Origin of the sequence: Kitasatospora sp. NPDC058162, from assembly GCF_042884005.1 — a bacterium.
Lineage (GTDB): Bacteria > Actinomycetota > Actinomycetes > Streptomycetales > Streptomycetaceae > Kitasatospora.
Genome location: NZ_JBHVUS010000009.1, coordinates 192,190 through 214,769, shown reverse-complemented (window position 1 = coordinate 214,769; position 22,580 = coordinate 192,190). Strand labels below are relative to the sequence as shown.

The window sequence follows — 22,580 nt, the reverse complement described above, 5'->3', positions numbered from 1 at the left end:
TCCGTGCACCCCGCCGATCAGACCGACAGGACCTGGCGGCGGTTGTACGTGCCGCAGCTGGGGCACGCGATGTGGCCGAGCTTCGGCTCGTGGCAGCGGTCGCACGCCACGAGAGCCGGAACAACGGCCTTCCAGTTGGACCGACGGTGGCGCGTGTTGCTGCGCGACATCTTCCGCTTCGGAACAGCCACGGCTACTTCTCCTGGTTCTCGGCGGCACCCTCACGGGTGTCGCTGTTCTTGATCCCGTCACCCTCGTCGCCGGGGGCGGCGGAGAGTCCCTGCAGAGCCGCCCACCGGGGGTCGGCGGCGTCGTGGTGGTGCGCCGGGTCGTCGCTCAGGCGTGCTCCGCACTCGGAGCACAGGCCCAGGCAGTCGTCCTGGCACACCGGCTGCAGCGGCAGTGCGAGCACCACCGCGTCACGCAGCACCGGCTGGAGGTCGAACAGGTCGCCCTCCAGGCGGTAAGTCTCTTCTTCCGAGTCCTCGTCGAGGTCCTCGGCGCCGGTGGTCCGGGCGCGGTGACGCTCCTCGGACTCCGGGTAGTAGAACAGCTCCTGGAAGTCCACGTCGATGTCGAAGTCGACGGGCTCCAGGCACCGGACGCACTCGCCCTCGACGTGGGCGTCGGCGGTGCCGGTGACCAGCACGCCCTCGACCACGGACTCCAGGCGGAGCTCCAGCTCGATCGGGCTCTTCTCCGGGACGCCGATCACGTCGATGATCCCGAAGCCCTCGGGGGCCTCCAGGGTCCGGCTCACCTTGCGCATCGAGCCCGGGCGACGGCCGAGCTCGTGCGTGTCGAACACGAGGGGGTCGCGGTGGTCGAGGCGGTTCAAGGTGTCCTGACTTCCATAGGGATCAACGCTGTGTTCCCCATCACGCGCCAGCGTTGCGAGGGCAAGCCGACAGCCGGACATGGGGATGCCGGAGTGGTCAGACTACCGGAGTCTCCCGCCAGGCCCAACTTCGGCCCTGTCAGGAGACTCCGCGGACCCCGCGGGCGGCCGCTCAGCGGCCGCCGAGCTCCCGCAGCCTGGTCATGTCGATCATGCTGGTGTCGAAGAAGCTGGTCTCGTCCAGGTTCTGCTGCTGCTGGTGCGGCACGGCCGGGGGCAGCGCGGGCTGCTGCGGGTAGGCGTAGCCGTCGTACGGCTGGGCCGCGTAGCCGTCCTGCTGCTGCGGATAGCCGTAGGCGTCCTGCTGCTGGCCCTGGTGCTGCTGACCCTCGTAGTGGGGCTGCTGCTGGGGGTAGCCGCCCTGCTGCTGGCCCCACTGGGCGTGGTACGGGTCGCCCTGGCCGGCCGGGTCGAAGCCCCCGCCGTACACCTCGGCGTACTGCCCGGCCTGGAGCTGGCCGGTGTGGTGCTGGTCGGTCTGGTGCTGCTGGTGGTGCTGGTCGCCCTGGTGCTGGCCGGTCTGGTGCTGGGCGACCGCCGCGTACTGGTCGGCGCCGGGGGCCTGCCAGCCCGCCGCGGCCGGGGTCTGCTCCGGCCAGGTCTGCTGCTGCGGGACGTCCTCGCGGTACCAGGCGAGTTCGGTGCCGTCGGCGTCCTCGGCGAAGCCCGCGGCCACCGCCTCGGCGCGCTCCTTGGCCTGCTGGGCCTCGTCGGCGGCGGCCAGGTAGGCGCCCAGCTCGTCGATCGGCTTCTTGCCGAGCAGCTTGTCGCGGCCCTTGCCGACCGCCTCCAGGGTCGCGCTGAGCACGTTCTCCAGGGTGGCGAGCTTCACATCGACGTACTCGTCGACCTCGGGGCTCGGGCTGAGCCGCTGCGGCTGGAACTCCTCGCCGTCGCTCTCGCCCTCGGTCTCGAAGCCGCCGGCGTCGCCGCGCAGCTTGGTCCGGCCGCGGCCGACCGCGCCGAGCGTCTTGGTCAGCACGACCTCGAAGTTGGCGAGCTTGCTGTCCACGTAGTCGTCGGCCTCGGCGCGCTTGGTGTCGACGTCGGCACGGGCCTCGGCCAGCAGCCGGTCGGCCTCGGACTGGGCCCGGCGGACCACCTCGGTGTCGGAGATCAGCGAACCGCGCTCGGAGTGCGCGCCCTGGATGATCCGGTCCGCCTCGGCCTGGGCGTCGGCCACCACCAGCTCGTGGTCGGCCATCACCGACTGGGCCTGGGCGAGTTCGGCGGGCAGGGCCGCCTTGAGGTCGTTGAGCAGGCCGATCAGCTCGGCCCGGTTCACCACGCAGGAGGCCGACATCGGCATCGAGCGGGCGTTCTCCACCGCCGCCACGATCTCGTCGACCTTGTTCTGCACGTCCACGGGGCTTCGTCTTTCCGTGTGCCGCCGACGGTCCGGCGGAGGCAGGCCCGACGCGGTGAAACCTCACCGCAGGGCAGGACTACAGACTGTACGGCCCTCGCCCGGCGAGCTCACAACGCCTGCGCCGAACCCGCCTCCACCACCCCGGACAAGCCGTGACGAACCGGCAGAAAGGGACCCGGTCCGCCGTCCTGCCCTACTGCTGGGCCCTACGCTCCGCGATCCGCTCGACCAGGCGGTCGTGCACCATCGGCGGCAGCAGGTGGGAGACGTCGCCGCCGTAGGACGCGACCTCCTTGACCAGCGTCGAGGAGAGGAAGCTGTACGTCGGCGAGGTCGGCACGAACAGCGTCTCCACGCCGGTCAGCCCGTTGTTCATCTGGGCCATCTGCAGCTCGTAGTCGAAGTCGCTGACCGCGCGCAGGCCCTTGATGATCGCGGGGATGCCGCGCTCCCGGCAGAAGTCCACCAGCAGGCCGTGGTGCGACTCGACCACCACGTTCCCGAGCGGGGCGGTGACCTCCTCGATCAGGCCGATCCGCTCCTCGGTGGTGAACATGCCCTGCTTGTTCGGGTTGATCGCGACCACGACATGCACCACGTCGTACAGCTTCGAGGCCCGCTCGATGATGTCGAGGTGACCGTTGGTGATCGGGTCGAACGAACCCGGGCAGACGGCTCGGCGCATGGCGTGTGTGCTCCCTCGTGGGGTGACGGCTGCTGCGGGCCGCGGCCCGCTACTCGTGATCGCTGGCCTCGGCGGCGGCGCGACCGTACCAGAGCGTGCCCTCGCCGTAGCGGCGGGAGCGCAGCACCTCGAAGCCCTCGGGCCAGCCGAACTCGCCGCCACGGGTGCTGCGCTCCACGGTGACGAGTGCGTCCTCCGCGAGCCAGCCCCCAGCCGACAGTGTGATCAGCATCTCGCGCACCTCGTCGTCCGTCACCACGTACGGCGGGTCGAAGAAGACCAGGTCGTACGGGGACTGCGGGGGCGGCCCGGCGATCACCTTCTCGGCCCTGGCGGCCCGCACCTCCGCACCCGGCAGGCCGATCGTGCGGACGTTCTCCCGGATCACCCGGACCGCCTGGGAGTCCGCCTCGACCAGCAGGACGTGCTCGGCGCCGCGCGAGAGCGCCTCCAGGCCGACCGCGCCCGATCCGCCGAACAGGTCCAGCATCCGAGCCCCGTGCAGGGTGCCGCGGAACGCCTCCAGGGTGGAGAACATCGCCTCGCGGGCCTTGTCGGAGGTCGGCCGGGTGCCCCGGCCGGGCGGTACGGCCAGTCGGCGGCCGCCGGCCGCCCCGGCGATCACGCGGGTCATGGTGGTGGAAGGTCCTTTCGTCGCTGCCCGACCACGCTATCCCGCCCCGGCGGCGAGCGGGCGACCCCCGCCCCGAGCCGAAGGGGCGCGCCGGTGCCGAAAGCGAGGAGCGACAAGCGAGGAACGAGCGCCGGAGCGACGACCGTCGGCACCGGGTCAGAGCGCCCCGGAGGCGAGCGGGCGAATAACAGCAGGGGCCCCGCCGACGGGTCGGCGGGGCCCCGGGGGCAGTGCGGCTAGCTCGCCTCGGAACCCGCGGCCTGGCTCGGGACCGCCGCGCCGAGCAGGGCCGGCGAGGCGTAGCGGGACCAGGACAGGCAGCCGTCGGGCGGGCAGAACTCGGGGCGGCGCGGGTCGTGCCCGAGCTCGCGCAGCTTGGTCCGGACGGAGTCGGGCGTGCGGCCGAAGCGGGCGGCGATCCGGGCGACGGTCTCGCCGTCGTGGAAGCGCCGGACCAGCTCCTCCTCGTGCTGCGGCACCCACGGGGCGCCGTGGCCGGGGTACAGCTCGCGCAGCACGTCACGGTCGGGGATGGGCTCGGCGACATCGGCGACGATCGCCAGCGCCCGCAGCGCGCGGTTGAGCGCGATCCGCAGCGAGGCGACGTCCTCGACCGGCAGGCGGAGCTTGCCCGAGGCGAGCGGTGCGGCGGCCGCCCCCTCGCGCCAGCCGGTGAGGGTCAGGGTGACCTCGCGGTCGTCGTCGCTGGCGAGTTCGATCCGGAAGACCTTGTCGCCCAGCGGGAGCTCGTTGAGATGACGGAATGCCATGGCAGGACCCCCAAGTGTCGTGCCAGGAACGCACCTTGGGGGTGCGCCCTGAACAACTACATTCTCTCCCGGGGGTCTGACAATCCGGCTCGGCCGAGGGCCCGCTCAGCCCTTCTCCATGTAGGCCGCGCGGTCCTCGTCGATCAGGCTCTCCAGCGCGGTGCGCAGCTCCGGGTGGGCGGCCAGCTCCGGGTCCTCGGCGACCAGCCGGGTGGCCTCGGTCCGGGCGGTCAGGATGACCTCCTCGTCCTCCAGCACCGACAGCACCTTGAGCGAGGACTTCACCCCGGACTGCGCCTGGCCCAGCACATCGCCCTCGCGGCGCTGTTCGAGGTCGATCCGGGACAGCTCGAAGCCGTCCAGGGTGCCGGCCACCGCGTCCAGCCGGGCCCGGGCCGCGGTGCCGCCGGGCATCTCGCTGACCAGCAGGCACAGGCCCGCCGCGCTGCCCCGGCCGACCCGGCCGCGCAGCTGGTGGAGCTGGGAGACACCGAAGCGGTCGGCGTCCATGATGACCATCGCGGTGGAGTTGGGGACGTTGACGCCGACCTCGATGACCGTGGTGGCGACCAGCACGTCCACCTCCCCGGCGGCGAACCGGCGCATCACGTCGTCCTTGGCCTCGGGGGCGAGCCGGCCGTGCAGGATCTCCACCCGCAGTCCGGCCAGCGGGCCCTTCACCAGCTTCTCGGCGGTCTCCACCACCGAGAGCGGGGGCCGCCGTTCGTCGCTCCCGGCACCGGAGTCGGCGTCGCCGACCTCCTCGAAGTCCTCCTCGGCCGCCTTGCGCCGCTTCTTCGCGGCCTTCGGGTCGGCGGCTGACTCCTCGTCCCCGATCCGGGGGCAGACCACGTACGCCTGGTGGCCCTTGCCGACCTCCTCGCGGACCCGCTCCCAGGCCCGGGTGAGGAAGTTGGGCTTCTCCAGTGCGGGGACGACATGGGTGGAGATCGGCGAGCGGCCGGCCGGGAGCTGGTCCAGGACGGAGGTCTCCAAGTCCCCGAAGACGGTCATCGCGACGGTGCGCGGGATCGGGGTGGCGGTCATCACCAGCAGGTGCGGCGGCTGCTCGCCCTTGGCGCGCAGCGCGTCCCGCTGCTCGACGCCGAAGCGGTGCTGCTCGTCCACCACGACCAGGCCGAGGTCCTGGAACTGGACCTTGTCCTCGATCAGCGCGTGGGTGCCGATGGCGAGCCCGGCGTCCCCGCAGGCCATGTCCAGCATCGCCTGGCGGCGGGCGGCGGTGCCCATCGAGCCGGTCAGCAGCACCACCCGGGTGGCGTGCTCGGAGCCGCCGAGCATCCCGCCCTCGGCGAGGTCGCCCATCATCTCGACGATCGAGCGGTGGTGCTGCTGGGCCAGCACCTCGGTGGGCGCGAGCAGCACGGCCTGGCCTCCCGCGTCCACCACGGCGAGCATGGCGCGCAGCGCCACCAGGGTCTTGCCGGAGCCGACCTCGCCCTGGAGCAGCCGGTGCATCGGGTGCTCGGTGGCCAGGTCGGCGGCGATCTCGGCGGACACCTTCTGCTGGCCCTCGGTGAGGGTGAACGGCAGCCGGGCGTCGAAGGCGTCCAGCAGCCCGCCGGTACGGGCCACCCGGGGCTTGGCCGGCAGCGCGGAGTCGGCGGCCCGGCGCTGGGCGAGGGCGACCTGGAGGACGAAGGCCTCGTCCCAGCGCAGCCGGCTCTGGGCGCGCTCGCGGTCGGCCTGGCTGCGCGGGCGGTGGATCAGCTCCAGCGCCTCGGGCAGCGGGATCAGGTCGTGGCGCTCGCGCAGTTCGGCGGGCAGCGGTTCGCCGACGTCGCCGAGGTGCTTGGTGAGCGCGGTCTCGATACAGATGGACAGCTTCCAGCTGGGCATCTGGGCGCTGGCGCCGTACACCGGGATGAGCCGGCCGGCGAACTGCTTCGCCGCGTCGGAGCCGGCTTCCTCGTCGAGCAGCTGGTAGTCGGGCGAGACCAGCTGGCGGCTGCGGTTGAAGACGCCGACCTTGCCCGCGAACAGGCCCTGGGCGCCGGCCTTGAGCTCCTTCTGCCGCCAGCCCTGGTTGAAGAAGACCAGCGAGAGCCGGCTGCGGCCGTCGGTGACGACCACCTCCAGCCGGTCGCCCTTGCGGCCGCGGAACGGGATCAGGGTGACCTTCTCGATCCGGGCCAGCACGGTGACGTGCTCGTCGACCTCCAGCTCGTCCAGGCTGGTGAGCTGGCCGCGCTCGACGTAGCGGCGCGGGTAGTGGTGCAGCAGGTCCCCGACCGTGCGCAGCTTGAGGCTGTCGGCGAGCACCTTCGCGGTGCGGTCGCCGACGAGTTTGGTCAGTGGTTCATCGAGAGCGCCCATCAGGCCCTTGTTTACACCAAGGCACCGACAAGGGTGGCCCTACTCCACCCCGATGAGCAGCGGCGTGAACTCCTGGCCGCCGTGGAAGACCACCGAGTCCACCTCCGGCCGCTGCTGGCGGACGTGCGCCACCAGCCGGTCGGCGAGCGCCCGGTCGGCGCCCTCGCCGAGGATCAGGGTGACGAGTTCGCCGCCCGCGCCGAGCATCCGGTCGAGCACGCTCTCGCCGACCTCGGCCAGTCCGGCGCCGATCACCGCGACGTCCCCGTCGATCAGCCCGAGCACGTCGCCGGCCTGGCAGACCCCGGCCATGGTCCAGGACTCCCCCTCGGCGACGGCGAGTTCGGCGTAGCGGGTGGCCCCGGCGGCGGAGGTCATGGCGACCACGTCCTCGTCGAAGCGGCGGCCGCCCTCGTGCACCGCGAGGGCGGCGAGGCCCTGCACCGGCGAGCGGGTGGGCAGCACGGCGATCCGCACCCCCTCCTCGCGCAGCTGGTCGGCGGCGGCCCCGGCGGCGGCGCGCAGTTCGGGGTCGTTGAGCAGCAGCACCACCTCGCGGGCGGCCGAGCCGCGGACGGCGTCGGCGAGTTCGGCGCTGGCCGGGCGGCGGTCCGGGTCGGCGTGCAGGACGACGGCGCCGGCCTGCTCGCACAGCTCGGCCAGCCCGTCGCCGGACACCACGGAGAGCACCGCCCGGGCCCGCTCCTCGCGCTCGCCGCGCTCGGCGGCGGTGCCGGCCCGGGCGGCGGCCTCGGCGAAGTGGGTGATCCGGATCTGGTGCGGGCGCCCGGCCCCGACCCCGGCCTCCACGGCGGCGCCCGCGTCGTCCACGTGGACGTGCACGTTCCACAGGCCGTCGCCGCCGCCGATCACCAGTGAGTCGCCGAGCCCGCCGAGCCGCTCGCGCAGGGCGGGCAGCGCCTCGTCCGGCGCGTCCAGCAGGTAGATGACCTCGAAGGCGGGGTGGCCCGGGCCGGGCGGGCGCAGGTGCACCTCGCAGCTCTCCACCGCCCGGACGTCCCCGCGCAGCGCGACCGGCCCCATCGGCTGCTGCCCGGCGACGGCGTCGGCGAGCGCGCCGAGGACGGCCACCAGGCCGCGCCCGCCGGCGTCCACCACCCCGTTCTCGGCCAGCACGGCGAGCTGCTCGGGGGTGTGCCGCAGCGCGTCCCGGGCGGCCCGGTGGGCGGTGTCGGCGACCTGGGCGAGGCCGTCCCCGGCCCGGACCGCCTCGCGGGCGGCGACCCGGGCGACGGTGAGCAGGGTGCCCTCGACGGGCTCCGCGACGGCCTGGTAGGCGGAGTCGGCGGCGCGCAGCAGGGCGGCCCGCAGCTGTTCGGCACCGCCGCCCTCGGCGAGCGTCTCGGCGGTGCCGCGCAGCCACTGGGCGAGGATCACCCCGGAGTTGCCGCGGGCGCCGATCAGCGCGCCGCGGGCCATCGCCCGGACGGCGTCGGCCAGCCCGGGCGCCGGTCCGGCGGCGGGGTCGGCGAAGCGGCTCTCCACCTCGGCGGCGGCGGACTCGACGGTCAGGTAGAGGTTGGTGCCGGTGTCGCCGTCCGGGACGGGGTACACGTTGAGCGCGTCGATCTCCTCACGCGCCTGGCCGAGCGCGCGCAGGGCGAGCTGGCACCAGGTGCGCACGGCCGGGGCGTCGAGCGTGTGCAGCACCAGGTCTCCTCCGGAACGGGACGCCGACCTGGCCCGGGGGCGGCGGCGAGGGGTGATACCGGCAGGTTATCGGGGCCCGGGGAGGGCCGCCGGGGCTGCCGACCGGAGCGATCACCTGGCCGGTCATGGTAGTTTCGTGGGACGGAAGCAAGCGTTGTATGCTCTTCCGGTTGCCTGGAACCGTCCAGGCTCACCCCCTTGTCCGGTCCGGTGCACGCGAGTGTTCTGGTGGGTGAGTGGGTTTTCGAAAGTATCTGATCTGAAGTCTTGGAGTGACTCCTGTGGCTGCCAACTGCGACGTCTGCGGCAAGGGGCCGGGCTTCGGCAACAGCATCTCCCACTCTCACCGCCGTACCCCCCGTCGTTGGAACCCCAACATCCAGACGGTGCGCGCTGTGATTGGGCGTACGCCGAAGCGGCTCAACGTCTGCACCTCGTGCATCAAGGCCGGTAAGGTCTCGCGCTGACGCGCAGACCGGCATGCCGGTCCTCCAGTGAGTCGGTTCATCCCCGGATGAGCCGGCTTCGCTGTTTCCGGGACTTCACCGTTCCGGGACCGGTCTGGCTTTCCGGACGCACCGATGATGGGCGGGTTCCCCAGGGAACCCGCCCATCATCGCGTTCCGGGCCGGGCGGGGCTCAGCGCCAGCGCCAGGCGTGGTCGACCGGTCCGATCCCGGCGCCCAGCGCGAAGCCCCCGGCGATCGCGCCGGTGATGTACTCCTTGGCCGTGCCCACCGCCTCGGGCACCGACTCGCCCTTGGCCAGGCCGGCCGCGATCGAGCTGGCCAGGGTGCAGCCGGTGCCGTGGGTGTGCCGGTTGTCGTAGCGCGGAGCGCGGTACCAGTGCACCTCGCCGGGCCCGCCGTACAACAGGTCGGCGGCCTCGCCCTCCAGGTGGCCGCCCTTGACCAGCACCCAGCGCGGCCCGAGGTCGAGCAGCGCCTCGGCCGCGGCCAGCATCTGCGACTCGTCCTCGACGGTCCGGCCGGTGAGCTGCGTCACCTCGTGCAGATTGGGGGTGACCACGGTGGCGACCGGCAGCAGCCGCTCGCGGACGGTGGCGACCGCCTCGGCGGCCAGCAGCGCGTCCCCGTGCTTGGAGACCCCGACCGGGTCGACCACCACCGGGGCGTCCACCCCGGTGAGCAGTTCGGCGACCGTCTCGACCAGTTCGATCGAGGCGAGCATGCCGGTCTTCACGGCCTGCACCCCGATGTCGTCCACCACGCTGCGGAACTGGGCCCGGACGGCTTCGGCGGGCAGTTCCCAGTAGCCCTGGACGCCGAGCGAGTTCTGCGCGGTGACGGCGGTGATCACGCTCATGCCGTGGACGCCGAGGGCGAGCATCGCCTTGAGGTCGGCCTGGATGCCGGCGCCGCCGCCGGAGTCGGAGCCGGCGACGGTGAGGACGCGGGGAGGGGCAGTCGAAACCATGGCCCCAACCTACCCGCGCGCGTTCGGGGCACCGCCTTCAGAGCACCGCTTCCGATTCCGCCCAGCGGTCCTCCGGCACCGTCTTCAGCCTGGTCACCGCGTCGCCGATCGGCACCAGTGCGATGTCGCTCCGGCGCAGCGCGGTGAAGTGCCCGAACGCGCCCAGGTGGACGGCCTCCACCGCGTGCCAGCCGAAGCGGGTGGCGAGCACCCGGTCCCGGGCGGTCGGGGTGCCGCCGCGCTGGGTGTGGCCGAGGATGACCGGGCGGGCCTCCTTGCCGAGCAGGTTCTCCAGCTCGTGGGCGAGCCGGTTGCCGATCCCGCCGAAGGTCCGGTGGCCGTACTGGTCGACCTCGCCGTGGTCGAAGCGCATGGTGCCGGGCATCGGGGCGGCGCCCTCGGCGACGGCGATGATGGCGAACTTCTTGCCGCGGGCGAAGCGGTCCTCGACCATCCGGGCCACCGCCTCGATGTCGAAGGGCTTCTCCGGGATGAGGATGCCGTGGGCGCCGCCGGCCATGCCCGCGGTGAGGGTGATCCAGCCGGTGTGACGGCCCATCAACTCCACCACCATGACGCGCTGGTGGGACTCCGCAGTGGTCTTCAGCCGGTCGATCGCCTCGGTCGCCACGTGCACCGCGGTGTCGAAGCCGAAGGTGACGTCGGTGGCGTCGATGTCGTTGTCGATGGTCTTGGGCACCCCGACCACCGGCAGTCCGGCGTCGCTGAACTGCTTGGCGGCGGTGAGCGTCCCCTCGCCGCCGATCGCGATCAGCGCGTCGATGCCGATGTCCCGGGCGAGCGTCTTGGCGTTCTCCACCGCCCAGGCGATCCGCTCGCGCCGCACCCGGGCCGAGCCCAGGATGGTGCCGCCGAGGGTGAGCAGACCGGTGACGTCGTCGTGCGAGACCGGCCGGGCGCGGCCCTCGATCAGGCCGAGGAAGCCGTCCTCGATGCCCACGATCTCGTCGCCGTGGACGTCCGTGCCCCGGTGCACCACCGAGCGGATCACCGCGTTGAGACCGGGGCAGTCGCCGCCGCTGGTCAGGACACCGATGCGCATCTGTGGGGTGCTCCCGCTCGCCGTGGTTCGGACCACCCGCGCACGGCGGCGGGCGGGCTCGGATGCCGCAAGCCTACGCAAAACGCACCCGTGAAGCCCGTCCGCCGCACGTCCGGAGCGTTACGCGCCGTACCGGCGTCCACGCCCCATCGGCCGTACTCCGTACCTCACTCGGCGAAGTGGTCCCAGCCGCCGACCCGGTCCCAGGGCGCTCCGTCCACCGTCACCCGGCCGCTGCGCGAACCCCGCGGGCGACCGGTCACCTCGCCCACCACCCGCCAGCGGGACGGGAGTTGGACCCCGCGCGGGAAGGTCGCCACGATCGCGTGGTCCTCCCCGCCGGACAGCACCCAGACCAACGGGTCCACCCCGACCGCCTGGCCGATGTCGGCCATCTGCGCCGGGACGTCGAAGTCGGCGGCCTTGAGGTCGATGTCCACCTCGCTGGCCCGCGCCACGTGGCCGAGGTCGGCGACCAGCCCGTCGCTCACGTCGATCATCGAGGTCGCGCCCAACTCGGCCGCGGCCGGGCCCGCGTGGTACGGCGGCTCGGGCCGGCGGTGCGCCTCGACGAAGGCCCGCGGGGAGCGGAAGCCTCGTTGCAGCACCGTCAGTCCGGCCGCGGACCAGCCAAGCCAGCCGCACACCGCGATCACGTCGCCGACCTGGGCGCCGGAGCGCGTCACCGCCGCGCGCCCCTGGAGGTCGCCGAGCGCCGTGATCGCCAGCATGACGGTGTCGCCGCGCACCACGTCGCCGCCGACCACCGTCGCCCCGGCGACCTGGCACTCGTCGCGCAGCCCGTCCATCAGCTCGGTGGCCCAGGTGGTCGGCAGGTCGGCGGGGGTGACCAGCCCGAGCAGTATCGCGGTCGGCACCGCGCCCATCGCGGCCACGTCGGCGAGGTTCTGGGCGGCGGCCTTGCGGCCCACGTCGTAAGCGGTGGACCAGTCCCGGCGGAAGTGCCGGTTCTCGATCAGGACGTCCGTGGTGGCCACCACCCGGCCGTCCGGGGCCTTCACCACCGCGGCGTCGTCCCCGGGGCCGAGGTCGACCGCGTCGGTGAGCGGTACCCGCGCGGTCAGCTCCCTGATGAGGCCGAACTCGCCGAGCTCGCCCACGGTCCCCTGCATCTGCGTCCTCTCGCCTTACCTTCCCGGATGGCGCCGCCATCCGGAATCCAGTCCCCGTCGCTCCCCCGCGCGCAGCGTACGCCCTTCCGGGGGTGCCGAAGTCTCCCCTCCCCGGCCCGCTGCGCGGTAGCGTGGTGATCAGCCTGCCGGTGAGCCCGCATCCACCCCTGCGCCAGACCGGGCGATCACGGCGGCGATCCCCGTAGAGCAGCCGCCGGGAGGCCCCCGTGGTACACGCATACATCCTGATCCAGACCGGCGTCGGCAAGGCCAGCGCCGTGGCCGACACCATCGGCAAGATCCCCGGAGTGCTCACCGCCGAGGACGTCACGGGCCCGTACGACGTGATCGTCAAGGCCGAGGCCGAGACCATGGACGACCTGGGCCGCATGGTGGTCGCCAACATCCAGAAGGTGGAGGGCATCACCCGTACCCTCACCTGTCCGGTGGTCCACCTCTGAGCCCGGCTACCATCGGCGGGTGGCCAGAGAACTCCGCATCCCCGAGGCGCTGACGGCGCTTCCCGCGCCGGTCCGCTGGCTGGCCGCACCCGTCGCACTGACCTGCACCGTGGTGGTGCTGATCGGCAGTTGGAGTTCGGCCGACGACCCCGCGGTGGAGGCGCCGCAGCCGAGCGGGAAGGCCGCGGACTACTGCCGGGCGCTGGGCACCGCGCTGCCCCGGGAGTTGCTCGGCCGGGCCCGCCGGGACCCTTCGCCGGCCTCGCCGTACGTGGCCGCCTGGGGCGACTCGCCCCGGGTGGTGCTGCGCTGCGGCATCGACCGGCCGGACGAGCTGGACGGCGAGCACGCCAAGGACTGGTCGCCGACCGTCGACGACGTCACCTGGTGGTCGCAGAAGCTCACCGACGGCGGCTACCGCTTCGTGACGACCATGCGCGCCGCCTACGTCGAGGTGACCGTCCCGGCCGGCGCCGCGCAGAACCCCTTCGACCCGGCGGCCGCCCTGACCGACGCGGTGAAGGCCAACGTCCCGGGCTGAACCCCCGCCCCGAGAGTCACACAGGGCGGGCCGGAAAGCCTCCGGCCCGCCCCTTTCACGCCTACGGGCCAGCTACCGCAGCCCGGTCGAGCGGCGCAGCGCGGTCTGCAGCAGCCGGTCGATCAGCTCCGCGTACGAGACCCCGCTGGCCTCCCACATCTTCGGGTAGGCGGAGATCGGGGTGAAGCCCGGCATGGTGTTGATCTCGTTGATCATCCAGCTGCCGTCCTCCAGCAGGAAGAAGTCGACCCGGGCCAGGCCCTCGCAGCCGAAGGCCTCGAACGCGGCCACCGCCTGGCGCTGGATCTCCGCGACCTCCTCGGCGGTCAGCTCGGCCGGGATCCGCACCTCGGAGGAGTCGATGTACTTGGCCTCGAAGTCGTAGAAGTCGAAGCCCTCGCCGACCAGCACCTCGGCCGGGACGCTGGCCCGCGGGCCGTCCTCGAACTCCAGCACGCCGCACTCGATCTCGCGGCCGGACACGCCCGCCTCGATGATCAGCTTGGGGTCGTGCCGGCGGGCCTCCTCGATCGCGGCGTCCAGCTCGGCCAGGTCACGGACCTTGGTGATGCCGATGCTGGAGCCGGCCCGGCAGGGCTTCACGAACACCGGCAGGCCGAGTTCGGCGACCCGCTCGCGCACCGCGGCGCGGCCCTGCTCGGTCTCCCAGTCGCGCGGCCGCACGATCGTGTAGTGGCCGACGCCCAGGCCGTGCGAGGCCAGGATCCGCTTGGCGAACTCCTTGTCCATGCCGGCCGCGCTGGCCAGCACGCCGTTGCCGACGTACGGGACGCCGGAGAGCTCCAGCAGGCCCTGGAGGGTGCCGTCCTCGCCCCACGGGCCGTGCAGCAGCGGGAACACCACGTCGACCTCGCCGAGGGCCTTGGGGGCGCTTCCCGGCGCGCTTAGCAGCACCTCCCGGTTGCCCGGTGAGACCGGCAGCGCGACCTGCCCGTCGACGGCCTCGGCGACGTGGGCCACGTCCGGCAGCCTGCCGTCGGTGATGGCCATCCGGGCCGGCTCGTCGCTGGTCAGCGCCCAGCGGCCCTCGTGGGTGATGCCGATCGGCAGCACGTCGTACTTGTCACGGTCGATCGCCCGGAGAACGCTGCCCGCGGTGGAGACCGAGATCGCGTGCTCGGAGCTGCGCCCGCCGAAGACCAGCGCCACGCGCGGCTTCGGGGCGGACGGGTTCGGGGAGGTCTGTTCGATGCTCATATCGGGTTTGAGACTACCGTGCGAGGTGTTTCCGGGAAGTCAACGCCAGCCCGGAATGTCCGCGCACGGCACCGCGCACGGCACCGGGCACGGCACCAGGCACGGTACCTCGCACGGCACCGACACGGCACCGGACGGGCCGTGCCTCAGCGCCGCTCCGCCTTGGCCGAGCGGGACATCAGCACCTGCAGCGCCTCCTGGGTGGGCCGCCCGTTGTGCACCACGTCCACCACCGCCTCGACGATCGGCATGTCGACCCCGCTGCGCCGGGCCAGGTCCAGCACCGACTCGCAGGACTTGACGCCCTCCGCGGTCTGCCGGGTGGCCGCGATGGTCTCGGCCAGCGACATGCCCCGGCCCAGGTTCATCCCGAAGGTGTTGTTGCGCGACAGCGGCGAGGAGCAGGTGGCGACCAGGTCGCCCATCCCGGCCAGCCCCGCGAAGGTGTGCGGGTCGGCGCCCAGCACCTCGCCGAGCCGGGTGGTCTCGGCCAGCCCGCGGGTGATCAGGGTCGCCTTGGTGTTGTCGCCGAGCCCCATCCCGGCCGCCATGCCGACGGCCAGGCCGATCACGTTCTTGACCGCGCCGCCGAGTTCGCAGCCGATCACGTCGGTGTTGGTGTACGGGCGGAAGTACGGCGTGTGGCAGGCGGCCTGGAGCCGCTTGGCGACCGCCTCGTCGGTGCAGGCGACCACGCTGGCGGCGGGCTGCCGGTTGGCGATCTCCTTGGCCAGGTTGGGTCCGCTGACCACGGCGACCCGCTCCGGGCCGACCTTGGTGACCTCGTCGATGACCTCGCTCATCCGCTTCGCGGTGCCGAGCTCGATGCCCTTCATCAGGCTGACCAGCACGGTCTGCGGCTCGATCAGCGGCGCCCAGGCGGCCAGGTTGTCGCGCAGCGTCTGCGAGGGCACCACCAGCACCGCGAAGTCGGCGCCGGCCAGCGCCTCGGCGGCGTCGGTGGTGGCCCGGACTCCGTCGGGCAGCCGGACGCCCGGCAGGTAGTCCGGGTTCTCGTGGGTGGTGTTGACGGCGTCCACCAGCTCCTGGCGGCGGGCCCACAGCACGACCTCGCAGCCCGCGTCGGCCAGCACCATCGCGAACGCGGTGCCCCAGGAGCCCGTCCCCATCACGGCGCAGCGGGTCACCGGCCCGTCCCCTCTTCGTCGTTGCTCTTCCGGCCGCCCTTGGCGCGGCGGCGTTCGGCCACCGCGGCGGCGGCCCGCTCGCGGGCGGCCTTGCGCATGTCGTAGCGCTCGGCCGGCGGCTCCTCGCCGCGGACCCCGGCCAGCACGTCGGTGATCGCCGCCATGATGTCCTCGGTCGCGTCGTTGAGCACCTGGGCGGTGAGCTCCATGCCCGCGTACTTGCTGAGGTCCACGGCGGGCCCGGCCGCCACGGTCACCCGGTGCCGCGGGAACAGGTTGAACTTGCCCTTGCCGAAACCGGCCCGGCCGTACGGCGGGATGATCTCGTGGGCGCCCCAGTGCGCGACCGGGATGACCGGCGCACCGGTCATCAGCGCGACCCGGGCGACCCCGTTCTTGCCGGTCATCGGCCACAGGTCCGGGTCCCGGGTGAGCGTTCCCTCCGGGTAGAACTGCACGCACTGCCCGTTGTTGACGGCGTCGATCGCGGCCCGGAAGGCCTGCGCGGCGTCGGTGGACTCCCGGAACACCGGGATCTGGCCGGTCTTGCGCAGCATGAACCCGATGAAGGGGATCGAGAACAGCGAGGACTTGCCGAGGATCCGCGGCGGTCGCCCGCTGTTGTACTGCCAGTGCGCGTAGATCACCGGGTCGATGATCGAGTTGTGGTTCACGGCGGCGATGAAGCCGCCCTTCTCGGGAATGTGCTCCCAGCCCCGCCAGTCGGGCTTCACCAGCGCGGTCGTCACCGGCTTCACCAGCACGGCCGCGAAGCGGTACCAGATGCCGTAGTCGGCGTTGCCGAACTTGGCGTACGAGCGGCGAGCCACCCCAGCTCCTTCTCATCCGATGCGGCACGTGGGGTGCCGCGGTCATAGCCTCCCGGTGCCGCGCACGGCTGCGACCGGGGCCCGGCGCGCGGGCGCGGAACAGTGTCGCCCGCCTGCTCACCGGCTGTCGAGCGGCCGCGCCAACCCGCCGGGCGGGCGTGATCAAACGCACGTCCGCACAGCTCGGACGGCCTGGCGAGGGCTCCGGGACCGGCGTCACAATGACGCCGATGACCCAGGACACCGTACGCCCCAGCGGGCCCGTCGCGCCCGCCGCACCCGCCGCCGACTGGTCGCTGGTGCTGCCGCTCAAGCCGCTCGCCCTCGCGAAGAGCCGACTGGCCCCGTACGCGGGCCCGCACCGGGCCGCGCTGGCCCTGTCCTTCGCGCTCGACACGGTCACCGCCGCGCTGGCCACCCCGGGCGTCTCGCGCGTCCTGGTGGTCACCCCGGACGCCACCGCCGGTGCCCGGTTGGCCGAGCTCGGCGCCGTGGTGGTCGCCGACGAGCCCGGCGGCGGCCTCAACCGGGCGCTGGCGCACGGCGCCTCGGCCGCCCTGGCGCTCGCCCCGGGGACGCCGCTGGCCGCCCTCTCGGCGGACCTGCCGGCCCTGCGCCCGGCCGAACTCGCCCGGGTGCTGGGCGCGGTGCCGTCGGACGGCCGGGCCTTCCTGCCGGACTCCCCCGGCCTGGGCACCACCCTGCTCGCCAGCGGCCCCGGCCGTCCGCTCGCCCCCGCGTTCGGGGACGGCTCTCGGGCCCGGCACGCGGCCGGCGGGGCGCTCGAACTGCGCCTGGCGGACGTGGAGTCGGTGCGCCGGGACGTCGACACCGGCGCCGACCTCGGCGAGGCCGCGACGCTCGGCCTCGGCCCGTACACCAGTGCGCTGTTCGCCCGCCTGGACCGCTCCTGACCAGCGGGCCCGGCGGGCCCGCTCGCTATGCTGCTGGCATGCAGGCCACCGCGTTCACCTTCGACCCCGCCACCCGAGCCGGCTCCGTGCTGCTCGACGACGGGACCCCGGTGCCGTTCGACGCGGCCGCCTTCGACGCCGGCGGCCTGCTGTTGCTGCGTCCCGGCCAGCGGGTGCGGATCCGCACCGAGGGCGCCGGCGAGGCCCGCCGGGTGGTCTTCGTGACCCTGCAGACCTTCCCCGACCCGGCCGACGGACGCTGACCGGCGTCAACGCCCGCTGACCGTCCCGCCGGTCCGCCCGCACCGTCCTCCCCGGATCTCCACAAACCTTCCCGGAACTCCGGCGCTCCCGCGCTATTCCGCGCCCGGGCGACGGCTGCCGGGGATTCCTGACTAAGCGCCCGGAAATCGAAAGAGCCGCGGCCACCCGGTCTCCGCAATTCGCGGAAGGGGGGGTGCCGCGGCTCTGAGCCGAAGGCCGTCCGAGGACAGTCGCGCGGGACTTACTTGGCGGAGGTCTTGCGCGCGGTGGTCTTGCGGGTGGCGGTCTTCTTCGCCGGCGCCGTCTTCTTGGCCGTGGCGGTCGCCTTCTTGGCGGTGGCCGTGGTCTTCTTGGCGGCAGCCGTGGTGGTCGCCTTCTTGGCGGCGGCCGTCTTCTTGGTCGCGGCGGCCTTGGTCGCAGCGGCCTTGGTCGCGGTCGCCGTGGTCTTCTTGGCGGCGGCGGTGGTGGTGGCCTTCTTGGCCGTGGCGGTCGCCTTCTTCGCGGCGGTGGCCGTGGTCTTCTTGGCGGCAGCCGTGGTGGTCGCCTTCTTGGCGGCGGCCTTCTTGGCGGCGGCCGGGGCGGCGGCGGCAGCGGTGGCGGCGCGCTTGGTGGCGGCACGCTTGGCGGCCGGGGTCGCGGCGACACCGGTCTTGCCCGGGGTGAGGGAGCCCTTGGGGGCCTTCTTCACCGAGGGGCCTTCCTTCGGCAGCTTCTTGCTGCCGCTGACCAGGTCCTTGAAACCCTGGCCCGGACGGAAGCGGGGGACCGAGGTCTTCTTGACCTTGACCCGCTCGCCGGTCTGCGGGTTGCGGGCGAAGCGCGCGGAGCGCTCCACCTTCTCGAAGGTGCCGAAACCGGTGACCGAAACCCGGTCACCGGCCACAACGGCACGGACCATGGTGTCGAGCACTGCGTCGACGGCCTCTGCGGCAGCCTTGCGACCGCCCAGCTGCTCGGCCACCGCTTCGACAAGCTGAGCCTTGTTCACGTCTTCCCCTTCGGAAACGGGCGCCGGATGATTCCATCCGTTCTTTTCGCACGTTAGGTATGTATCTGCGGACTTTCAATTACCAAACGCGCGAATCACCCTAGTGTCGCAATGGATTTGCGCGTCCGCGACCTCAGGCGCGGGGCGGGTGCCCCTCGTCGAGGTCATGTACAAAGCGACTCAACCGCCTTGCCGCCTCCGGAAGATCGCGCTTGGCGGTCTCCGTGACGATGAGCAGTTGACGGGTGAGAGCGGTCTTTGCATCGACAGACACGTTCAGCGCATGCACGCGGGCGTGAGCTTGCTTCAACCGCTCGGCCACAAGCGCGTAGAGCGCTGCGACTTCCTGGTCGTCCGGCGCCCCAGCTGGTGTTGCGGAGGTGACGTCCGGCCGATCGTCAATTCGGCGTTCGGATCCCCGGCCCGTGGACTCCTCGGACGCGGGTTCGCCGCCCGCGTACGGAGGTTCATGGTGCCGGTGCATGTACTGATTGTGCCATCTACCCGCAGTTGTACTTGCGCGGGGCCCTCTTCCGCAAAGCCGAATGGGCAATCCGGGGAGGCCCCGGCGCTAACTCGTGCTCCGGAACGCCGGATGGCCCGGCCCCCCCGAGGGGGAGCGCGGGCCATCCGGTGGATCGTCAGAATGCTTGTTCTGAGGGGAACTCAGGAGACCGGCAGAGTACGGGGCTTGAACGCCGGACGGGTCGCCTCGTAGGCAGCGATGTCGGCCTCGTTCCGCAGGGTGATGCTGATGTCGTCCAGGCCGTTGAGCAGCCGCCACCGGACGTTGTCGTCCAGTTCGAAGGGCTCGTGGACTCCTTCGGCCCGGACTTCCCGCTTCTCCAGATCAACGGTGATCTCGGCCGAAGGGTCACTCTCGGTGAGCGACCAGAGGCGCTCCACGGCCTCCTGCGGCAGTACGACGGTCAGCAGTCCGTTCTTCAGCGAGTTGCCGCGGAAGATGTCGGCGAAGCGCGAGGAGATGACTGCGTGGAAGCCGTAGTTCTGCAGCGCCCAGACGGCGTGCTCGCGGGAGGAGCCGGTGCCGAACTCGGGGCCGGCCACCAGGACGGTGGCGCCCCGGTGCTCGGGCCGATTGAGGACGAACGACTCGTCCTTGCGCCAGGCTTCGAACAGGCCGTCCTCGAAACCGGATCGGGTGACCTTCTTGAGCCAATGGGCCGGGATGATCTGGTCGGTGTCCACGTTGCTGCGGCGCAGCGGGACGGCCCGGCCGGTGTGGGTGGTGAACTTCTCCATGGCTCAGGCCTCCACGGCGACGTCGGCGGTCAGGTCGGACGGTGCGGCCAGTCGGCCCAGGACGGCGGTCGCGGCGGCGACCTGCGGGGAGACCAGGTGGGTGCGCCCGCCCTTGCCCTGGCGGCCCTCGAAGTTGCGGTTCGAGGTGGAGGCGCAGCGCTCCCCCGGGGCGAGCTGGTCGGGGTTCATGCCCAGGCACATCGAGCAGCCGGCGTGCCGCCATTCGGCCCCGGCGGCGGTGAACACCTTGTCCAGGCCCTCCTCGACGGCCTGCAGGGCGACCCGGACGGAGCCGGGGACGACCAGCATCCGCACCCGGTCGGCGACCTTGCGGCCCTCCAGGACGGCGGCGGCGGCGCGCAGGTCCTCGATCCGGCCGTTGGTGCAGGAGCCGACGAAGACGGCGTCGACGGCGACCTCGCGCAGCGGGGTGCCCGCCTCAAGGCCCATGTAGGCGAGGGCGTTCTCGGCGGCCGCGCGCTCCTGCGGGTCGGCGAAGTCCGCCGGGTCCGGGACGTCGGAGCCGAGCGGGGCGCCCTGGCCGGGGTTGGTGCCCCAGGTGACGAACGGGGTGAGCGCGCTCGCGTCGATGAACACCTCGTGGTCGAAGACCGCGTCCTCGTCGGTGGCCAGGGTCCGCCAGTACTCGACGGCGGCGTCCCAGTCCTCGCCCTGCGGGGCGTGCGGGCGGCCCTTCAGGTACTCGAAGGTGGTGTCGTCCGGGGCGATCATGCCGGCCCGGGCACCCGCCTCGATCGACATGTTGCAGACGGTCATCCGGGCCTCCATGGACAGGCTCCGGATCGCCGAACCGCGGTACTCCAGGACGTAGCCCTGGCCGCCGCCGGTGCCGATCTTCGCGATGACGGCCAGGATCAGGTCCTTGGCCGTGACGCCCTCGGGCAGTTCGCCCTCGACGGTGACCGCCATGGTCCGGAACGGCGCCAGCGGCAGGGTCTGGGTGGCCAGCACGTGCTCGACCTGGCTGGTGCCGATGCCGAACGCCAGCGCGCCGAAGGCGCCGTGGGTGGAGGTGTGGGAGTCGCCGCAGACCACGGTGGTGCCGGGCTGGGTCAGGCCGAGCTGGGGGCCGACCACGTGCACCACGCCCTGCTCGACGTCGCCGAGCGAGTGGATCCGTACGCCGAACTCGGCCGCGTTGCGGCGCAGCGTCTCCAGCTGCACCCGGGAGACCGGGTCGGCGATCGGCTTGTCGATGTCCAGGGTCGGGGTGTTGTGGTCCTCGGTGGCGATCGTCAGATCGGTGCGGCGGACCGTACGGCCGGCCAGTCGCAGCCCGTCGAAGGCCTGCGGGCTGGTCACCTCGTGGAGCAGGTGCAGGTCGATGAACAGGAGGTCGGGCTCGCCCTCCGCGCGCCGCACGACGTGGTCGTCCCAGACCTTCTCTGCGAGTGTCCGTCCCATCGGATTCCCTCCAGCCGGCCGCGTTGCCGGCCTTCTCGTGTCGTCGAGGTCACTGCTCACCCGCCCGTGGGGAGCGCGTTCGCGAGACCTGCACGCCGGATCGCTGTCCACGATGCGGACACTCTGACGAGGCCCCATCCTGGATGTCTCCCGGGCTGCTGCATCCAGAGTGGCGCTTTTCCGGCAAGATTGAACTTGCGTCTCGCGGAATGAGACTGCAGTCTTAGGGCATGGACAACTCTAGCGGCGTCGGCGTTCTCGACAAGGCCGCTCTGGTGCTCAGCGCACTGGAGTCGGGCCCCGCCACGTTGGCGGGGCTGGTCGCCGCCACCGGTCTGGCGCGCCCCACGGCCCACAGACTCGCCGTCGCACTCGAACACCACCGTCTGGTCACCAGGGACATGCAGGGGCGGTTCATCCTCGGCCCCCGTCTCTCCGAACTCTCCGCCGCGGCGGGCGAGGACCGGCTGCTCGCCACCGCGGGCCCGGTCCTGACCCACCTGCGCGACGTCACCGGCGAGAGCGCACAGCTCTACCGCCGCCAGGGCGAGATGCGGATCTGCGTAGCCGCCGCCGAGCGGCTCTCCGGCCTGCGGGACACCGTCCCGGTCGGCAGCACCCTGCCGATGAAGGCCGGCTCGGCCGCCCAGGTCCTGCTGGCCTGGGAGGAGCCCGAGCGGCTCCACCGCGGCCTCCAGGGCGCCCGGTTCACCGCCACCGCGCTGAGCGGCGTGCGGCGCCGCGGCTGGGCCCAGTCGATCGGCGAGCGGGAGCCGGGCGTCGCGTCCGTCTCCGCCCCCGTGCGCGGCCCCTCCAACCGGGTGGTGGCCGCCGTCTCCGTCTCCGGCCCGATCGAGCGCCTGACCCGCCACCCGGGCCGGCTGCACGCCCAGGCCATCATCGAGGCCGCGAACCGGCTCACCGAGGCGCTGCGCCGCAGCTGATCCGGCGGAACCCCCCACCCGTCCCGCCCGACTCCCCCACCCCCACTCCCCCACCCCCCACCGAAATCGAAAGGGCCCCGCTCGGATCGAGCGGGGCCCTTCGAATGCCTGCGTGTGGCCTGTGCGGCGGAAAAACAAAAAGACCCCGCCGGGCGGGGCCTTTCCAATTTCTGGCTGGGGTACCAGGACTCGAACCTAGACTAAATGAACCAGAATCACTCGTGCTGCCAATTACACCATACCCCAACGCAAAGCAAGGGCCGATAGGCATGTCCTTGAAAGGAACACAGCTACCGGCTTCCTGCTCTGAAGTACCCCCGACCGGATTCGAACCGGCGCTACTGCCGTGAGAGGGCAGCGTGCTAGGCCGCTACACAACGGGGGCATCCTGGCGATCCCTTGCGGGATCAGTACCCCCGACCGGATTCGAACCGGCGCTACTGCCGTGAGAGGGCAGCGTGCTAGGCCGCTACACAACGGGGGCTTTCCAGGCGATCCCTTGCGGGATCAGTACCCCCGACCGGATTCGAACCGGCGCTACTGCCGTGAGAGGGCAGCGTGCTAGGCCGCTACACAACGGGGGCTTG

Annotated in this window: 24 protein-coding genes and 4 tRNA genes; 6 read left to right on the top strand and 22 right to left on the bottom strand. The window is 72.5% G+C overall.

What is annotated here, in order from left to right:
- Nucleotides 1–17: 17 nt before the first annotated feature.
- The 8 genes from rpmF to ACFVXG_RS20075 form a co-directional block, all read right to left on the bottom strand.
- Complete coding sequence (gene rpmF, locus ACFVXG_RS20110; RefSeq protein ID WP_030056747.1) at nucleotides 18–191, bottom strand: 50S ribosomal protein L32; 174 nt, start codon at nucleotides 189–191, stop codon at nucleotides 18–20.
- Nucleotides 192–193: 2 nt separating this feature from the next.
- Nucleotides 194–838 carry a DUF177 domain-containing protein gene (locus ACFVXG_RS20105; RefSeq protein ID WP_350508253.1) on the bottom strand — a complete coding sequence of 215 codons (645 nt, stop codon included), beginning with the start codon at nucleotides 836–838 and terminating at the stop codon, nucleotides 194–196.
- A 172-nt stretch (nucleotides 839–1,010) separates the two neighbouring features.
- On the bottom strand, nucleotides 1,011–2,264 hold the full coding sequence (locus ACFVXG_RS20100; protein ID WP_387929249.1) for an ATP synthase F0 subunit B: 1,254 nt from the start codon (nucleotides 2,262–2,264) through the stop codon (nucleotides 1,011–1,013).
- A 196-nt stretch (nucleotides 2,265–2,460) separates the two neighbouring features.
- Nucleotides 2,461–2,952, bottom strand: coding sequence for a pantetheine-phosphate adenylyltransferase (gene coaD / locus ACFVXG_RS20095; RefSeq protein ID WP_387929247.1), 492 nt, complete (start codon nucleotides 2,950–2,952; stop codon nucleotides 2,461–2,463).
- Nucleotides 2,953–3,001: 49 nt separating this feature from the next.
- A complete protein-coding gene (gene rsmD, locus ACFVXG_RS20090; RefSeq protein WP_387929245.1) occupies nucleotides 3,002–3,586 on the bottom strand; it encodes a 16S rRNA (guanine(966)-N(2))-methyltransferase RsmD in 585 nt (194 codons plus the stop codon).
- Between the two features lie 236 nt (nucleotides 3,587–3,822).
- A complete protein-coding gene (locus ACFVXG_RS20085; RefSeq protein WP_387929244.1) occupies nucleotides 3,823–4,356 on the bottom strand; it encodes a hypothetical protein in 534 nt (177 codons plus the stop codon).
- A gap of 105 nt (nucleotides 4,357–4,461) precedes the next feature.
- Entirely contained in the window at nucleotides 4,462–6,693 is a 2,232-nt protein-coding gene (recG, locus tag ACFVXG_RS20080; protein ID WP_387929242.1) for an ATP-dependent DNA helicase RecG, read from the bottom strand.
- A gap of 39 nt (nucleotides 6,694–6,732) precedes the next feature.
- Complete coding sequence (locus ACFVXG_RS20075; protein WP_387929240.1) at nucleotides 6,733–8,364, bottom strand: DAK2 domain-containing protein; 1,632 nt, start codon at nucleotides 8,362–8,364, stop codon at nucleotides 6,733–6,735.
- A gap of 281 nt (nucleotides 8,365–8,645) precedes the next feature.
- Between ACFVXG_RS20075 and rpmB the strand changes: the two genes are divergently transcribed.
- Nucleotides 8,646–8,831, top strand: a complete 186-nt coding sequence (gene rpmB / locus ACFVXG_RS20070) for a 50S ribosomal protein L28 (protein ID WP_014138233.1) — start codon at nucleotides 8,646–8,648, stop codon at nucleotides 8,829–8,831.
- Between the two features lie 172 nt (nucleotides 8,832–9,003).
- Here rpmB and thiD read toward each other — a convergent pair whose 3' ends face one another.
- The 3 genes from thiD to ACFVXG_RS20055 all read right to left on the bottom strand — a co-directional run bounded on the left by thiD (nucleotide 9,004) and on the right by ACFVXG_RS20055 (nucleotide 11,997).
- Nucleotides 9,004–9,801 (bottom strand): bifunctional hydroxymethylpyrimidine kinase/phosphomethylpyrimidine kinase, encoded by a 798-nt coding sequence (gene thiD / locus ACFVXG_RS20065; RefSeq protein WP_387929238.1) that lies wholly within the window; start codon nucleotides 9,799–9,801, stop codon nucleotides 9,004–9,006.
- Between the two features lie 37 nt (nucleotides 9,802–9,838).
- Nucleotides 9,839–10,864: an ATP-dependent 6-phosphofructokinase gene (locus tag ACFVXG_RS20060; protein WP_387929236.1), complete on the bottom strand. Its 1,026-nt coding sequence runs from the start codon at nucleotides 10,862–10,864 to the stop codon at nucleotides 9,839–9,841.
- 167 nt (nucleotides 10,865–11,031) lie between these two features.
- On the bottom strand, nucleotides 11,032–11,997 hold the full coding sequence (locus tag ACFVXG_RS20055; RefSeq protein ID WP_350508244.1) for a thiamine-phosphate kinase: 966 nt from the start codon (nucleotides 11,995–11,997) through the stop codon (nucleotides 11,032–11,034).
- A gap of 227 nt (nucleotides 11,998–12,224) precedes the next feature.
- Here ACFVXG_RS20055 and ACFVXG_RS20050 point away from each other — a divergent pair, with 227 nt between their 5' ends.
- The gene (locus ACFVXG_RS20050) at nucleotides 12,225–12,458 is read left to right on the top strand and encodes an Lrp/AsnC ligand binding domain-containing protein (protein WP_350508243.1); all 234 of its coding nucleotides are present in this window, start codon (nucleotides 12,225–12,227) and stop codon (nucleotides 12,456–12,458) included.
- 19 nt (nucleotides 12,459–12,477) lie between these two features.
- Nucleotides 12,478–12,999: a DUF3515 domain-containing protein gene (locus tag ACFVXG_RS20045; protein WP_387929234.1), complete on the top strand. Its 522-nt coding sequence runs from the start codon at nucleotides 12,478–12,480 to the stop codon at nucleotides 12,997–12,999.
- 72 nt (nucleotides 13,000–13,071) lie between these two features.
- Here the strand turns inward: ACFVXG_RS20045 and ACFVXG_RS20040 are convergent, their stop codons facing one another.
- The 3 genes from ACFVXG_RS20040 to ACFVXG_RS20030 form a co-directional block, all read right to left on the bottom strand.
- Complete coding sequence (locus ACFVXG_RS20040) at nucleotides 13,072–14,217, bottom strand: D-alanine--D-alanine ligase family protein (protein ID WP_387929233.1); 1,146 nt, start codon at nucleotides 14,215–14,217, stop codon at nucleotides 13,072–13,074.
- A 146-nt stretch (nucleotides 14,218–14,363) separates the two neighbouring features.
- Nucleotides 14,364–15,347, bottom strand: a complete 984-nt coding sequence (locus ACFVXG_RS20035; protein WP_387929427.1) for an NAD(P)H-dependent glycerol-3-phosphate dehydrogenase — start codon at nucleotides 15,345–15,347, stop codon at nucleotides 14,364–14,366.
- Between the two features lie 14 nt (nucleotides 15,348–15,361).
- The gene (locus ACFVXG_RS20030; protein ID WP_387929232.1) at nucleotides 15,362–16,195 is read right to left on the bottom strand and encodes a lysophospholipid acyltransferase family protein; all 834 of its coding nucleotides are present in this window, start codon (nucleotides 16,193–16,195) and stop codon (nucleotides 15,362–15,364) included.
- A 230-nt stretch (nucleotides 16,196–16,425) separates the two neighbouring features.
- Here ACFVXG_RS20030 and cofC point away from each other — a divergent pair, with 230 nt between their 5' ends.
- The gene (gene cofC / locus ACFVXG_RS20025; RefSeq protein WP_387929230.1) at nucleotides 16,426–17,109 is read left to right on the top strand and encodes a 2-phospho-L-lactate guanylyltransferase; all 684 of its coding nucleotides are present in this window, start codon (nucleotides 16,426–16,428) and stop codon (nucleotides 17,107–17,109) included.
- A 38-nt stretch (nucleotides 17,110–17,147) separates the two neighbouring features.
- Nucleotides 17,148–17,372, top strand: a complete 225-nt coding sequence (locus tag ACFVXG_RS20020; RefSeq protein ID WP_188305669.1) for a hypothetical protein — start codon at nucleotides 17,148–17,150, stop codon at nucleotides 17,370–17,372.
- A gap of 242 nt (nucleotides 17,373–17,614) precedes the next feature.
- Here ACFVXG_RS20020 and ACFVXG_RS20015 read toward each other — a convergent pair whose 3' ends face one another.
- The 4 genes from ACFVXG_RS20015 to leuC form a co-directional block, all read right to left on the bottom strand.
- Complete coding sequence (locus ACFVXG_RS20015) at nucleotides 17,615–18,361, bottom strand: HU family DNA-binding protein (RefSeq protein WP_387929228.1); 747 nt, start codon at nucleotides 18,359–18,361, stop codon at nucleotides 17,615–17,617.
- A 133-nt stretch (nucleotides 18,362–18,494) separates the two neighbouring features.
- Nucleotides 18,495–18,845 carry a hypothetical protein gene (locus ACFVXG_RS20010; protein ID WP_387929226.1) on the bottom strand — a complete coding sequence of 117 codons (351 nt, stop codon included), beginning with the start codon at nucleotides 18,843–18,845 and terminating at the stop codon, nucleotides 18,495–18,497.
- Between the two features lie 182 nt (nucleotides 18,846–19,027).
- Nucleotides 19,028–19,624 carry a 3-isopropylmalate dehydratase small subunit gene (gene leuD / locus ACFVXG_RS20005; protein WP_387929224.1) on the bottom strand — a complete coding sequence of 199 codons (597 nt, stop codon included), beginning with the start codon at nucleotides 19,622–19,624 and terminating at the stop codon, nucleotides 19,028–19,030.
- A gap of 3 nt (nucleotides 19,625–19,627) precedes the next feature.
- A complete protein-coding gene (gene leuC, locus ACFVXG_RS20000) occupies nucleotides 19,628–21,049 on the bottom strand; it encodes a 3-isopropylmalate dehydratase large subunit (RefSeq protein ID WP_387929223.1) in 1,422 nt (473 codons plus the stop codon).
- A 230-nt stretch (nucleotides 21,050–21,279) separates the two neighbouring features.
- Here leuC and ACFVXG_RS19995 point away from each other — a divergent pair, with 230 nt between their 5' ends.
- On the top strand, nucleotides 21,280–21,993 hold the full coding sequence (locus ACFVXG_RS19995) for an IclR family transcriptional regulator (protein ID WP_030306825.1): 714 nt from the start codon (nucleotides 21,280–21,282) through the stop codon (nucleotides 21,991–21,993).
- A 171-nt stretch (nucleotides 21,994–22,164) separates the two neighbouring features.
- Here the strand turns inward: ACFVXG_RS19995 and ACFVXG_RS19990 are convergent.
- The 4 genes from ACFVXG_RS19990 to ACFVXG_RS19975 form a co-directional block, all read right to left on the bottom strand.
- Nucleotides 22,165–22,239, bottom strand: a tRNA-Gln gene (locus ACFVXG_RS19990).
- Nucleotides 22,240–22,305: 66 nt separating this feature from the next.
- Nucleotides 22,306–22,378 (bottom strand) — tRNA-Glu (locus tag ACFVXG_RS19985).
- Between the two features lie 26 nt (nucleotides 22,379–22,404).
- Nucleotides 22,405–22,477, bottom strand: a tRNA-Glu gene (locus tag ACFVXG_RS19980).
- Between the two features lie 27 nt (nucleotides 22,478–22,504).
- A tRNA-Glu gene (locus ACFVXG_RS19975) sits at nucleotides 22,505–22,577 on the bottom strand.
- Nucleotides 22,578–22,580: the final 3 nt, after the last annotated feature.

Excerpts from the sequence above, each read along its gene's own strand:
- coaD (WP_387929247.1), bottom strand. The coding sequence starts at position 2,952 with ATGCGCCGAGCCGTCTGCCCGGGTTCGTTCGACCCGATCACCAACGGT.
- rsmD (WP_387929245.1), bottom strand. The coding sequence starts at position 3,586 with ATGACCCGCGTGATCGCCGGGGCGGCCGGCGGCCGCCGACTGGCCGTA.
- ACFVXG_RS20085 (WP_387929244.1), bottom strand. The coding sequence starts at position 4,356 with ATGGCATTCCGTCATCTCAACGAGCTCCCGCTGGGCGACAAGGTCTTC.
- recG (WP_387929242.1), bottom strand. The coding sequence starts at position 6,693 with ATGGGCGCTCTCGATGAACCACTGACCAAACTCGTCGGCGACCGCACC.
- thiD (WP_387929238.1), bottom strand. The coding sequence starts at position 9,801 with ATGGTTTCGACTGCCCCTCCCCGCGTCCTCACCGTCGCCGGCTCCGAC.
- ACFVXG_RS20060 (WP_387929236.1), bottom strand. The coding sequence starts at position 10,864 with ATGCGCATCGGTGTCCTGACCAGCGGCGGCGACTGCCCCGGTCTCAAC.
- ACFVXG_RS20055 (WP_350508244.1), bottom strand. The coding sequence starts at position 11,997 with ATGCAGGGGACCGTGGGCGAGCTCGGCGAGTTCGGCCTCATCAGGGAG.
- ACFVXG_RS20040 (WP_387929233.1), bottom strand. The coding sequence starts at position 14,217 with ATGAGCATCGAACAGACCTCCCCGAACCCGTCCGCCCCGAAGCCGCGC.
- ACFVXG_RS20035 (WP_387929427.1), bottom strand. The coding sequence starts at position 15,347 with ATGGGGACGGGCTCCTGGGGCACCGCGTTCGCGATGGTGCTGGCCGAC.
- cofC (WP_387929230.1), top strand. The coding sequence starts at position 16,426 with ATGACCCAGGACACCGTACGCCCCAGCGGGCCCGTCGCGCCCGCCGCA.
- ACFVXG_RS20020 (WP_188305669.1), top strand. The coding sequence starts at position 17,148 with ATGCAGGCCACCGCGTTCACCTTCGACCCCGCCACCCGAGCCGGCTCC.
- ACFVXG_RS20010 (WP_387929226.1), bottom strand. The coding sequence starts at position 18,845 with ATGCACCGGCACCATGAACCTCCGTACGCGGGCGGCGAACCCGCGTCC.
- leuD (WP_387929224.1), bottom strand. The coding sequence starts at position 19,624 with ATGGAGAAGTTCACCACCCACACCGGCCGGGCCGTCCCGCTGCGCCGC.
- leuC (WP_387929223.1), bottom strand. The coding sequence starts at position 21,049 with ATGGGACGGACACTCGCAGAGAAGGTCTGGGACGACCACGTCGTGCGG.
- ACFVXG_RS19995 (WP_030306825.1), top strand. The coding sequence starts at position 21,280 with ATGGACAACTCTAGCGGCGTCGGCGTTCTCGACAAGGCCGCTCTGGTG.